General features: G+C 60.0%; 13 protein-coding genes. 9 read left to right on the forward strand and 4 right to left on the reverse strand.

Going from position 1 to position 12,615, the window contains the following annotated elements; genetic code table 11:
- Nucleotides 1-130 precede the first annotated feature (130 nt).
- Together D3M70_RS32140 and D3M70_RS28420 are read left to right on the forward strand one after the other, a co-directional pair.
- Entirely contained in the window at nt 131-307 is a 177-nt protein-coding gene (locus tag D3M70_RS32140) for a PA1571 family protein (RefSeq protein WP_165869916.1), read from the forward strand.
- Between the two features lie 184 nt (nt 308-491).
- Nucleotides 492-1,472 carry a zeta toxin family protein gene (locus D3M70_RS28420; RefSeq protein ID WP_120129285.1) on the forward strand — a complete coding sequence of 327 codons (981 nt, stop codon included), beginning with the start codon at nt 492-494 and terminating at the stop codon, nt 1,470-1,472.
- On the opposite strand, the gene pdxB is transcribed toward D3M70_RS28420, so the two are convergent.
- On the reverse strand, nt 1,469-2,611 hold the full coding sequence (gene pdxB / locus D3M70_RS28425; protein ID WP_120129287.1) for a 4-phosphoerythronate dehydrogenase PdxB: 1,143 nt from the start codon (nt 2,609-2,611) through the stop codon (nt 1,469-1,471). The two genes, D3M70_RS28420 and pdxB, sit on opposite strands and share 4 nt — an antisense overlap.
- Nucleotides 2,612-2,697: 86 nt before the next feature.
- The gene (gene tusA, locus D3M70_RS28430; RefSeq protein WP_120129289.1) at nt 2,698-2,952 is read right to left on the reverse strand and encodes a sulfurtransferase TusA; all 255 of its coding nucleotides are present in this window, start codon (nt 2,950-2,952) and stop codon (nt 2,698-2,700) included.
- A gap of 320 nt (nt 2,953-3,272) precedes the next feature.
- Here tusA and D3M70_RS28435 point away from each other — a divergent pair, with 320 nt between their 5' ends.
- From D3M70_RS28435 to D3M70_RS28460, 6 genes are read left to right on the forward strand one after another with little or no spacing between them, the layout of a single operon-like run.
- Nucleotides 3,273-6,209, forward strand: a complete 2,937-nt coding sequence (locus tag D3M70_RS28435; RefSeq protein ID WP_120129290.1) for a monovalent cation/H+ antiporter subunit A — start codon at nt 3,273-3,275, stop codon at nt 6,207-6,209.
- Nucleotides 6,209-6,553: a Na+/H+ antiporter subunit C gene (locus D3M70_RS28440; protein ID WP_062390475.1), complete on the forward strand. Its 345-nt coding sequence runs from the start codon at nt 6,209-6,211 to the stop codon at nt 6,551-6,553. The genes D3M70_RS28435 and D3M70_RS28440 overlap by 1 nt, the downstream gene beginning before the upstream one ends.
- A complete protein-coding gene (locus D3M70_RS28445; protein WP_120129292.1) occupies nt 6,550-8,229 on the forward strand; it encodes a monovalent cation/H+ antiporter subunit D in 1,680 nt (559 codons plus the stop codon). The genes D3M70_RS28440 and D3M70_RS28445 overlap by 4 nt, the downstream gene beginning before the upstream one ends.
- Nucleotides 8,226-8,714: a Na+/H+ antiporter subunit E gene (locus D3M70_RS28450; RefSeq protein WP_120129293.1), complete on the forward strand. Its 489-nt coding sequence runs from the start codon at nt 8,226-8,228 to the stop codon at nt 8,712-8,714. The genes D3M70_RS28445 and D3M70_RS28450 overlap by 4 nt, the downstream gene beginning before the upstream one ends.
- A complete protein-coding gene (locus tag D3M70_RS28455) occupies nt 8,711-8,989 on the forward strand; it encodes a K+/H+ antiporter subunit F (RefSeq protein WP_081568720.1) in 279 nt (92 codons plus the stop codon). Before D3M70_RS28450 ends, D3M70_RS28455 begins: the two co-directional genes overlap by 4 nt.
- Nucleotides 8,986-9,354, forward strand: coding sequence for a Na+/H+ antiporter subunit G (locus D3M70_RS28460; RefSeq protein WP_120129295.1), 369 nt, complete (start codon nt 8,986-8,988; stop codon nt 9,352-9,354). The genes D3M70_RS28455 and D3M70_RS28460 overlap by 4 nt, the downstream gene beginning before the upstream one ends.
- Nucleotides 9,355-9,731: 377 nt before the next feature.
- Here D3M70_RS28460 and D3M70_RS28465 read toward each other — a convergent pair whose 3' ends face one another.
- A complete protein-coding gene (locus tag D3M70_RS28465) occupies nt 9,732-10,199 on the reverse strand; it encodes a hypothetical protein (protein WP_120129296.1) in 468 nt (155 codons plus the stop codon).
- A 338-nt stretch (nt 10,200-10,537) separates the two neighbouring features.
- On the opposite strand from D3M70_RS28465, the gene D3M70_RS28470 reads away from it, so the two are divergent.
- Entirely contained in the window at nt 10,538-10,774 is a 237-nt protein-coding gene (locus D3M70_RS28470; protein ID WP_120129298.1) for a DUF2789 domain-containing protein, read from the forward strand.
- A gap of 52 nt (nt 10,775-10,826) precedes the next feature.
- Here D3M70_RS28470 and D3M70_RS28475 read toward each other — a convergent pair whose 3' ends face one another.
- Nucleotides 10,827-12,290: a DUF2235 domain-containing protein gene (locus tag D3M70_RS28475; protein WP_120129299.1), complete on the reverse strand. Its 1,464-nt coding sequence runs from the start codon at nt 12,288-12,290 to the stop codon at nt 10,827-10,829.
- Between the last annotated feature and the right edge of the window lie 325 nt (nt 12,291-12,615).

Here is a 12,615-nt window from a genome sequence, read left to right on the forward strand (position 1 = left end):
CTAACGGCAGGGTGGCGATTACGCCATTCATCTGTTGCACTGAAGGGACGCTCCAGGCGTCCCGGGATGTCATGGCGTGGTCATCAAGCGTGGATAACGTGAATCGCACAACCTGATGAGGAGACAGGCCATGAGCTTGCAGAACAGCAGCAATCAAGAACCCGTCGTTCGTCCGCAGCCCGAAGCACAGCTGGGCGGCGCCATCTTTGACAAGAACGGGAAAGAAATCCTGATTACTGAAGAGATGGTTCAGGCCGCATGTCAGGAATGCGAAAAGTACTGGGTCAAACCTGAAAAACAAGACTGATGAACAAGCCTCCTTGAAACCCGGCCTCGATGCCGGGTTTTTTATGGGCGCTGAAAACCTCTTCTAAAGTTGCCCACAGAATATGAAGAAAAGCCCTACTACCCAGTCCATTGACTAGAACCCGCCAACATAGTTACGTCCGTTCCTGATTGATAAACCCTCCAACCCATCAGGAACACTTCACATGCCCCGTAACAGCCTTTACAGCTATACCGAAGCGGACCTCAATAAGGCCTACAGCGAAATTGCACCGCAACTCTTCGATTCCGTCCCTGAAGCGAACAAGGATACTGTTGCTCCCAAAATGCTCATTGTCGCGGGCGTCCAGGGATCAGGCAAAACCTATCTGCTGGAGAAATCGCTTTTGCACGGCGGTTACAAGGACTTCATCAGGCCTTACATTCTTGAGTATCGCACCCACCACCCACAGTACGCACAGATGATCGAGCACGGCGTACTGCATGCTTATGAACATACAGAGCAATTTATCTGGGACTTGAGCAAGAAAATTTTTAAAGACGCATTCAGTAATAATTACAACATCATCATTGAATCAGCGCTGGACAGCATCGACTTCGCCGCATTGCCCGCGCATGCCGTCAGCAAGGGCTATCAGTTCGACGTTCATCTCATCGGATGCAAGCGTGAGTTCGCCCACGTTTCGACGATTGAACGCGCCTTGAAAAGCGTTGAAGGCAGGGAAATGGAGCGCTTCGTGGACATGTCGACCATTGACGACAGCATGGCAAACGCCCAATCGATCCTGACCGCAGTCGAGAATGCCTGCGCAACGTCGGTGGGTTCGAGGATCACCCTGTACGAACGCGGATTCGGTGTGTTGCGAGACCGTCGCGAGGTGTGCAGCAGCCTTTGTACGAAGCCCAGCGAATTGGTTGCACAACCCATCACCGATGAAAGTGGAGCGTCCATCCAGCCTGAACTCCACGCGATGCGCATCGTACGCAACCCGGAAGCGAACAAGCCTTGTGCCTTCAACAATTACATCAGACTGGTCAACGCGCCAATCGTGTCACTGGACGAGCGAGGTGAAACGTTGAAGGCTGCGCACCTCGCGCTGGCTAAGGCAGAGCGATGCAAGGAGCCGGTGCCACACCGCGTATTCAACGATCTTTCTGCCTACATCGTGAAGTATGTTTTCCGCTAAACCAAGGCGGCACCGAGCGCGGCGACCATCTGGCCCAGAACCTCTGACTCTCCGTTGATGGCCACCCGCAGGCCTTCTATTTCCCGGCGCGGTGGATAGTGTTTGCGCAGGGCGTCGAAGGCCTGGCGCTGCCGGGTCGAGTCACCGACCAGGCTGCGCCGAAAATCCGCGTCATCGCGACGCGGATCATAAACGCCACGGCAAACGGTGTTCAGCGCCCACGCCGGATCGGTCTCGGCATCGAGTGTCAGTTGCGCCAGCCATGGCCTGGGTAGCAGATCGTCGAGGCTGATCGTCGGCGATTGACCGAGGTGCGCGCACAGCGCCTGATAGATTTGCGCGGTGCCGCGCTGGCGACCGTCGAGGCTGTACCCGGCAATGTGCGGCGTGCCGATGACGCATAGCTCGGCAAGCTCCACGTCCACTCGAGGCTCTTCTTCCCAGACGTCCAGCACCGCTTGCAGGTCCTCGCGCTCAAGCAGGACTTCACGCAGCGCGCTGTTATCGATGATCGGACCGCGCGCAGCGTTGATCAGCCAGGCGCCTTGCCTGAGTTGCTGCAAACGCGCGCGATCGAAGAGATGCCAGGTTGGCAGTTCAGCGGACGTGTTCAACGGCGTGTGCAAGCTGATGACGTCGCAACGGGCGACGATTTCATCGAGGCTGACGTAATCGCCACCTTCCGCCGCCTGGCGTGGCGGATCACAGACCAGCACGTTCCAGCCCAGACCGCGCAATACCTTGACCAAGCGACCACCCACCTGCCCTGCTCCCACCACGCCGTAAGTGCGCCGGGTCAGGTCGGCCCCTTCGATTTCGGCCAGGGTCAGGAGGCTGCCGAGCACGTAATCCACGACGCCACGGGCATTGCAGCCCGGGGCGCTGGACCATCGAATGCCCGCTGCGTCGAGGTAATCGAGGTCAAGGTGATCGGTGCCGATGGTGCAGGTGCCGACGAAACGAACCGGCGTGCCTTCAAGCAATTCACGGGTCACTCTGGTGACCGAGCGCACCAACAGAATATCGGCGTCCGCCACCGCAGCGCGGTCGAGGGTGCGTCCCGGATAACGACGGATGTCGCCAAAACCGGAAAAGAACGCGTCGAGCAGTGGAATGTTTTCGTCAGCAACTATGCGCATGGTGGGCTCCCTGGAGTGGCGGCAGTGTAGGCGCTGACGCACGGACGAGCCAGCGCGGCGCGACGCCATACCGGGATTGACGGGCTTCAGCCCAGCTTCTTGCGAATCCAGTAGAGGTACACACCGTCGGCGGCCTGCTTCTCCACCAGTTCATGATCGAGAAACACACAGAACTTGGGAATGTCGCGCTGGGTCGAAGGGTCGGTTGCGATGACTTTGAGCAAGCCACCGGCTGGAAGATCGCGCACCTTCTGGTGCAGCATCATCACAGGCTCCGGGCAATTGAGCCCGGTGGCGTCGAGGACCGCGTCAACGGCAAGGCTTTGAATGGAATCAGACATGGGGCACTCCGGAAACTGGCGGACATTGTCGCTTAAATGACAAGGGGCGCCAATCCGCGCTTCGTCCGACCGTCTTGCCGAGGTCAGGAATCAGGCTGCAAACATGTGTAGCAGCACGGCTGTCGGCGGTAGCAGGCGTGAGTACGCCACCGCCGATAAGCCGGACTGTTGCAGGGATTAATCGGATGCAAACTCGCTGTTCACACAGGTCAACTACGCTGCTGCCTACAAGGTTTGTAGGATTCTGCGACATCTTGGCGGTTGGTGATGCACGACCCCGTGCGTATGATCCTTGACATTTATTCGCAGATTAGAAGCCTATGTCCCTGATAGTTCTACTGCTTCTGCCTTTCATCGGCAGCTGTCTGGCGGCCCTTTTGCCGCACAATGCACGCAACGCTGAATCCATCCTCGCAGGCCTTGTCGCCTTGATCGGGACGGTACAGGTTGCGCTCTGGTACCCGCAGATCGCCCACGGCGGAGTCATCCGCGAAGAGTTTTTCTGGCTGCCCAACCTGGGCCTCAATTTCGTTCTGCGTCTGGACGGCTTTGCCTGGCTGTTCTCGATGCTGGTGCTGGGCATCGGCGCGCTGGTGTCGCTCTACGCGCGCTACTACATGTCGCCGGAAGACCCGGTGCCGCGATTCTTCTCCTTCTTTCTGGCCTTCATGGGCGCCATGCTCGGGCTGGTGATGTCCGGAAACCTGATTCAGATCGTGTTTTTCTGGGAGCTGACCAGCGTTTTCTCCTTCCTGTTGATTGGCTACTGGCACCACCGCGCCGATGCCCGACGCGGCGCCTACATGGCGTTGATGGTCACCGGCGCAGGAGGCCTGGCGCTTCTGGTCGGCGTCATGCTGCTCGGGCATGTGGTCGGCAGTTACGATCTGGACAGAGTGCTGGCCTCCGGCGACGCCATTCGCGCCCACGCGCTGTACCCGGTGCTGCTGACGCTGATCCTGATCGGCGCGTTGAGCAAGAGCGCGCAATTTCCCTTCCATTTCTGGCTGCCCCACGCGATGGCCGCGCCAACGCCGGTGTCGGCGTATCTGCACTCGGCGACCATGGTCAAGGCCGGGGTGTTTTTGCTGGCGCGACTCTGGCCTGCGCTGTCCGGCAGCGAACAATGGTTCTGGATCGTCAGTGGCGCCGGCGCCTGTACCCTGGTAATCGGCGCGTACTCGGCGATTTTTCAGACCGACCTCAAGGGCCTGCTGGCCTACTCGACCATCAGCCATCTGGGCCTGATCACCCTGCTGCTGGGGCTCAATAGCCCGCTGGCAGCGGTGGCGGCGGTGTTCCACATTCTCAACCATGCGACCTTCAAGGCTTCCCTGTTCATGGCGGCGGGGATCATCGATCACGAGAGCGGCACCCGCGACATCCGCAAACTCAGCGGCCTCATCAAGCTGATGCCGTACACCGCGACACTGGCGATGGTCGCCAGCGCGGCCATGGCAGGCGTACCGCTGCTCAATGGCTTCTTGTCCAAGGAGATGTTTTTCGCCGAGACGGTATTCATCACCTCGACTGCCTGGGTCGAGACCGCGTTGCCGGTCATCGCCACCGTGGCAGGGATCTTCAGCGTCGCCTACTCCCTGCGCTTCACGGTGGATGTGTTCTTCGGCCCGAAAGCCACGGACCTGCCGCACACGCCCCACGAACCGCCGCGCTGGATGCGGATGCCGGTTGAGCTGCTGGTGCTGGCGTGTCTGATCGTTGGCATCTTCCCGGCACAATCGGTCGGCCCACTGCTGGCCGCTGCCGCACAGCCCGTGGTCGGCGGCACGCTGCCTGAGTACAGCCTTGCCATCTGGCACGGCCTGAACGCGCCGATGATCATGAGTCTGATCGCCATGGCAGCCGGCATCGTGCTTTATCTGCTGCTGCGCCCGCGCTTCAAGCGTGATCGCTTCAGGGGCCCGCCACTGATCTGGCGCCTCAATGGCAAGCGGTTGTTCGAGCGCGTACTGGTCATCAAGATGCTCACCGCCCGCTCGCTGGAAAACCTGCTGACCACTCGCCGCTTGCAGGCGCAGTTGTTCCTGATGGTATTCGTTGCCCTGATCGCAGGCTTCGTGCCGATGTACGACAGCGGCCTGAGTTGGGGCGACCGGCCGAAAATCCCGGGCTCCGGGGTGTTCGTCATGCTCTGGGTGATCGCCATCGCCTGCGCCGTGGGCGCCGCATGGCAGGCCAAGTATCACCGGCTGGCGGCGGTGACCATGGTCGGCGTATGCGGGCTGATGACCTGCGTGACCTTCGTCTGGTTCTCGGCACCCGACCTGGCCCTGACACAACTGGCCGTGGAAGTGGTCACCACTGTATTGATTCTGCTGGGCCTGCGCTGGCTCCCCCGGCGTAACGAAAACGTCGCTCCGACGCCGCGCTCTCGCAACCGGGCAAGGGTTCGCCGGATCCGCGACTTCGTTCTTGCGGTCGGTGTCGGGGGCGGCATGGCGCTGCTGGCGTACGCAATGTTGACGCGTCCTACGCCCAACGCAATCTCCGAGTTTTACCTGAGTCGCGCCCTGGCGCAGGGAGGCGGCACCAACGCCGTCAACGTCATGCTGGTGGACTTCCGTGGCTTCGACACCTTCGGCGAAATCACCGTACTGGCGGGGGTCGCACTGACGGTATTTGCGTTGTTGCGGCGTTTCCGTCCCCCGAAGGAGAGTATTCCGCTGCCCGCGCAACAGCGTTTGCTGGCTCGGGATGTGGTCACCGATCTGGTCAACCCGCGTCATGCCACCGACACCGCACTGGGCTTCATGATGGTTCCCGCCGTACTGGTGCGCTTGCTGCTGCCGGTGGCGTTCGTGGTCTCGATGTACCTGTTCATGCGCGGCCACAACCAGCCGGGCGGTGGCTTCGTCGCGGGACTGGTGATGTCGGTAGCGTTCATCCTTCAGTACATGGTCGCAGGCACCCAGTGGGTCGAGGCCAACATGAGCCTGCGCCCGCTGCGCTGGATGGGCACCGGTCTGTTTTTCGCCCTCGCCACGGGGCTGGGGTCCATGGCCTTGGGTTACCCGTTCATGACCACGCACACCGCGCACCTGAATCTGCCGCTGCTGGGTGATGTGCATGTCGCCAGCGCGCTGTTTTTCGACATCGGCGTATACGCCGTGGTGGTCGGCTCGACGTTGCTGATTCTCACGGCCCTGGCGCACCAGTCGGTACGTAGTCATCGTCCGACCTCGCTGCCTCTGCCCATCGATCCGGCCCCGTCGCCGACCTCACAAGGAGCCCTCTGATGGAAGAAGTCATTGCCATCGCCATTGGCGTGCTCGCCGCCTCCGGCGTGTGGCTGATCCTGCGCCCCCGGACGTTTCAGGTGGTCATGGGACTGTGCCTGCTGTCCTACGGCGTGAACCTGTTCATTTTCAGCATGGGCAGCCTGTTCATCGGCAAGGAGCCGATCATCAAGGACGGTGTCCCACACGACTTGCTCAACTACACCGATCCCCTGCCCCAGGCCCTGGTGCTGACCGCCATCGTCATCAGCTTCGCCATGACCGCGCTGTTTCTGGTAGTGCTGCTGGCGTCCCGTGGCCTGACCGGCAACGACCATGTGGACGGTCGGGAGAGCAGTGAATGAGTGCGATGAACCAACTGATCGTCGCGCCTATCCTGTTGCCGGTGCTGACCGCCGCGCTGATGCTGTGGCTGGGCGAAAGGCACCGACCGCTGAAGGCGCAAATCAACCTGCTGTCCACCGCGCTGGGGCTTGGCATCGCTATCACCCTGATGATGTGGGTGCAAAAGACGGGCACCACCGGGTCGATTGGCGTGTACCTGCCCGGCAACTGGGAGTCGCCATTCGGCATCGTGCTGGTGATCGATCACTTGTCGGCCCTGATGCTGGTGCTGACAGGCATCGTCGCCTTCTGCGCGCTGCTGTTCGCTCTGGCGCGATGGGACCGGGCGGGGGCAAGTTTTCATGCGTTGTTCCAGATTCAACTGATGGGTCTGTATGGCGCGTTTCTCACAGCCGACCTGTTCAACCTGTTCGTGTTCTTCGAGGTGCTGCTCGCCGCGTCGTACGGCCTGATGCTTCACGGTTCGGGACGGGCGCGGGTGTCGGCGGGATTGCATTACATCACCATCAACCTGCTGGCCTCGTCCCTGTTTCTGATCGGCGCCGCGCTGATTTATGGGGTCACCGGGACGCTGAATCTGGCGGATCTGGCGGTGAAGATTCCGCAGGTGTCCGAGGCCGACCTGGGCCTGTTGCACGCAGGGGCGGCGATTCTCGCGGTGGCGTTTCTGGCCAAAGCCGGCATGTGGCCCCTGAACTTCTGGCTGGCCCCGGCCTACTCCGCCGCCAGCGCTCCGGTGGCGGCACTCTTCGCGCTGATGACCAAGGTCGGCGCTTACACCTTGCTGCGCCTATGGACCCTGCTGTTCTCAGGGCAAGCGGGCGCCTCCGCGTTCTTCGGCGGTGAATGGCTCATATGGGGAGGGATGGCGACCCTGGCGGTGGCGGCGATCTCCATCGTCACAGCCCAGCGTCTGGAGCGCATGGCGAGCCTGAGCATTCTGGTCTCGGCGGGCATCCTGTTGTCGGCCATCGGCTTCGGCCAACCGAGCCTGACGGCGGGCGCATTGTTCTATCTGGTCAGCTCGACCCTGGCGCTGAGTGCGCTGTTCCTGCTGGCCGAACTGGTCGAGCGTTCGCGCTCGGCCAACGAAATCCCGCTGGAAGACGACGCCGATCAACTGCCAAAAGCTCTGGAGTCGCTGCACCCGGTGCCGGGCACCAATCTGGATGACGAGCAGAAAGCGGTGGTCGGCCAGGTGATTCCCTGGACCATGGCCTTCCTCGGTCTGAGTTTCATCATCTGCGCGCTGCTGATCATCGGCATGCCGCCGCTGTCGGGCTTTCTCGGCAAGCTGACGCTGATCAGCGCCCTGCTCAACCCGTTGGGGCTGGACGTCGCCAAAGACGAAGCCATCCGCGCAGACAGCTGGACGTTGGTGGCGCTCCTGATCGTCTCGGGGCTGGCGTCGCTGTTCGCCTTCGTGCGCGTGGGCATCAAGCGTTTCTGGACTGCGCAGGACCGGCCTTCACCCGCATTGCGTCGCAACGAGTGCATCCCCATCGCCCTGCTGCTCTGCGCCTGTGTCGTGCTCACGTTCAAAGCCCAGGCGCTGTTGCGCTATACCCAGGACACCGCGCAGGCGCTGCACGATCCCCAGCAATACGTGCTGTCGGTGACGGCCGCCCGCCCGATCCCCGGGCCGAGCACCGCTGCAACGGAGGGGCAGCCATGAAGCGTGTGTTTCCGGCACCGTTGCTGTCGCTGTCGCTCTGGGTGCTGTGGCTGCTTCTGAATCTGTCGCTGAGTGCGGGCAACCTGTTGCTCGGCGCGCTGTTGGGGTTTCTCGCGCCACTCATGTTCGCGTCCTTGCGTCCTCAGCCTGCGCGTATTCGCAGACCCGGCGTGGCACTCAAGCTGTTTTTCGTCGTGGGCCGCGATGTGGTGACGTCGAACCTTCAGGTGGCCTGGGGCGTGTTGCGCGCTCGCCAGCGCCCTCCGCGTTCGATGTTCCTCAAAGTGCCACTGGACCTGCACGACGCCCATGGCCTGGCGGCGCTGTCGATGATCTGCACCGTGGTCCCCGGCACCGTGTGGTCGGAACTGGCCCTGGATCGCAGCGTGTTGCTGATCCATGTGTTCGATCTGGACGACGAGGCACGTTTCATCGAGCACTTCAAAAGCACCTACGAACGCCCTCTGATGGAGATCTTCCAATGAGCCCGTTGCTTGCCAACGCGATCCTGCTCAGCCTGTCGCTGTTCACCGTCGCCATGGTCCTGACCCTGATTCGTCTGTTCAAGGGGCCCTCAGCGCAGGATCGGGTGCTGGCGCTGGATTATCTGTACATCCTGGCGATGCTGATGATGCTGGTGCTGGGGATTCGCTACGCCAGTGACACCTATTTCGAAGCGGCACTGTTGATCGCGCTGTTCGGCTTCGTCGGCTCGTTCGCCCTGGCGAAATTCCTGCTGCGTGGCGAGGTGATCGAATGAACTCGCAGTATGTGTTGCCGTTCTGGGTAGAACTGTTGACGGCGGTCTTACTGGTCTTGAGCAGTCTTTTCGCGCTTATCGGTGCGATGGGGCTTTTGCGCATGAAGGACTTTTTCCAGCGCATGCATCCGCCAGCACTGGCCTCGACCCTTGGCGCGTGGTGCGTGGCGCTGGCGTCGATCATTTACTTTTCGGCGATGAAGCAAGGGCCAGTGCTGCATGCCTGGCTGATTCCGATTCTGCTGGCGATCACCGTGCCGGTGACGACGTTACTGCTGGCGAGAACAGGCCTGTTTCGCAAGCGCATGGCCGGGGATGACGATGTACCGCCTGAGGTTTCAGAGGGCCGGCATGAGAGGAAATGATTACGGGTGTCTGGCCTGATTCCCTTCATCACGCGGTCGGCGGCGCAGATCGTGTGGGACCGGCGTTCTGGGCAAAGCGGTGGGTCAGCGACGAAAAGGTTTAATGACCCACCCCATTCGCCAGCAAGCCGGCTCCCACAAGTTACGCGCTCAACCCAAGCTACGCGCTCACTCTCTCTGTAGCAACACGGCTTGCCGGCCTGCACAGGGGTGATGCGAAAACCCGACGCATCGCGCAAGCCGGACGATCTGTAGCAGCACGGCTTGCCGGCGGTGGCATTCTTGGAATCACTGGCGCCGGCAAGCCGTGCTGCTAACGGGTCCGGTCTTCAACTTAGCCTTGAGCTTTTGCCGCTCCAGTCATTCACACACCTGAATCACTCACTCGGCTTGAACACCAGCTCGCCATTGCGCCACTTGGCAGCCTTGGCCGTCGCAGCCTTGAGTATTTTGCTCAGCCCCAACTGAATCTGCTCATGGGCAGCAAACACCATGAACACCGTATTCGATTCCTTGAAAACGATACCGTGGCCTTCCGGCACATCGACGAACGCGTATTCGCCCAGTCCGTAAACGGTCATCTTGATTTCACGAAACCTGATTTCAAACTTGCCGCCTTCACGACTGGGCAATACGGCAGCGCGAAAGTGATCGCCGACCTTGAGCTCCAGACGTGGCTTGTCATCGACCACCAGCGCGGTTTCGGTGTCGATTTCAGACATGTAGATGCCTTCAGGAGACTGTTCGATGACATAAACGAAACGTGCCTGGAATTGCTTCACCAACTTCGCGCGCAAATCGCCAAGCACGAATAACGCATGGGTATCCAGATTACTTACTGCCAATGTACAAACTCCCAACCTGATATGAACTCGCCCCACCAGACAGGTCGAGCAAGGAAAAGACAAGAAACCGGTGCGCCCCGCAGGCCGGACGCTGGCACGCGAATGGATTCTACCGGGTCAGAGTCTATACGCGATATATGCCTTTCGTCCGTTATGTAGCCTATTTTGTACACGAACATCCCTTTGAGGTGCGTCCAATCCCGCTGAACAGCCGAATGACGCCGGCTGAATCGATAAGGCAAATGCGCAGAACTCTTGCGGCCGGTCCGTACTCAGATACATCACAGACTCAACCAACATTCACGCCAATTCGGGCCTTCGCCCGCGAGGAAAACAACATGGAACTTAATTCACCCACCCTGTCGACATTGTTCGAACAACTTGGCCTTGACTCCGACCAGGCCAGTATTGACGCATTCGTCAGTGCCCATCCGTTACCCGATGACGTGAAGCTGATCGATGCCGATTTCTGGACACCGCAGCAGGCACGCTTTCTGAAAGAAGAACTGCGGGTGGACGCCGAATGGGCACCGGTGGTGGATGAACTCAACGAACTGTTGCACCCGCAGAAATGAGTCACTGAACGTTACCCTCCAGAAATAGCGGCCGGCTTACGGCCGCCTTTCACTATTGCGGATACCCCGGCTGACCGACGTGGGGGATTTTTATTCGCCCCTGGTACGCCGGCGCATGGACAAACAAAGTGTCCCCCCATGCGCCGCATCGTCCCAAGGCGCTGTTCCAGTGCGCAGAACAATGGATGTAGCGCCGGTACAGAATACGCATCTCTGCCTCGTCCAGTTCCGCACCTTCGCCCCGGGCGTACGCCACCAGTTTTTTCGCAATGCCACGCAGTTCAGGCGGCAGACTCAAATCTGCCGATTCGGGAACCGGTCGCAACGGCACACCTTCATCGCAAGCCAGTGCATGCATGACCCGTAGATACACCCGTGACAGATAACCAAAAACACGCCGCTCCAGGACCACTGAGGCGATCACGGTTTTCAATCCGTGACGATGTTGACGCTTCTGCTCGACGCATTCTATTCCCACGGTGGCGGCGTGATCATCCGGGTCGATCCAGTGTTGCAAGGGCAGGCAGCTCATCTCGGCCTGAGTTTGCAGCCAGGCGTCGGTGGTGTCGTAGGGGGTCTGAGTGGTGACCAGACTGCGCCGGGGCCGGGTCAGCGACACCTTTTCGATGGTCTGGGCATGGTAGCCACCACCGATGTCCGAGTGTGAGCCCGGCACCACGATCTCCTTCGGCCAATCGGGGGCCACACTGTTCAACGAAAAATTGCGGCGGTGTTCGTCTCCCGCCACCAGATGAATGACCTGTTGCGCACATCCCGGCGGCAGAAACAGATTTACCCGCCTGTTGATCCCGTCACGCACGTTGCCCAAATCAGAGATTCCCCCGACCGCTGCCACCGTATCGAACAGCCCGATGACCTTCAGACGAACGCTGCCTTTGCTCCAGGAGAAGCCAGGCGCCAGCGGCAAATGACGGGCGAGCACCGGATCCAGCTCACCGCGTGCCTGCTTGAGCACCTCGTTGGCCATATGACGGGCCGATGCAGCGCCTCGGCTGAAACCGAACAGGTCGAACTCCAGAGCGGCAATGACGCAACCGGGGTTGTGAACTTCAAACTTGCCAAGTAGCGTGCGGACTTTCTTGATGCCCCGGGATACTTTGGCGACCACGCCGGTGTGCCCACGCCCCAACCCCTGACCTGATAACACCATGTCCCGACCGCCGGAAGTTGTACCCACGCCGCTGATATAAACCGCGTGATACACCTTGAGCCCATCACCGTCATTGATGGCTTTGGGTTGCTCACGATACATCTCGACCAATCGCGCAATGTTGGTCACGTCGTTGCTGTAACTGCTGTCGGGATCGGAATGCCGACCGCCGCATTCTTTGATATGGGCGCCGTTGTAAATCTCCGCCATGGCCTGGCAGTCGGCGCCAATCTGGCTGTTGACGCGGTTGTTGCCCGTCCCGTCGAAGAACAGACCGATGCGCACCGTCACGCTTAGCGCACCGGCGGCTCCGCCCGCTTTATCCTTTGTATGCAAACTTGTCATATCGATACCGCCTGTGAGTTCTGGCTTTAGTTCCGAACACGTTTTTACATATCCGGACATATACCTCACAGAATGCTCGCCTCGATGATCGCGTCAACAGGCCAACTACGACTTCAGAAACTTCCCACTCAAGTATCAGACCATTAATGACTTCGAGACAATACTTCCCACACATCGCACACACACGTCCTATAAACGAGCCCATGACATAAAGAGGAAATATACGATTAAACAATCGTTGAATAATATCTATACGCCGGTGCAGCACCTGCCCGGGCAATCGCCTGTTGCAAAAACTGCAGACGACAAAAAGCCCGACTGCCTG

Origin of the sequence: Pseudomonas sp. LS-2, assembly GCF_003605735.1 — a bacterium.
Lineage (GTDB): Bacteria > Pseudomonadota > Gammaproteobacteria > Pseudomonadales > Pseudomonadaceae > Aquipseudomonas.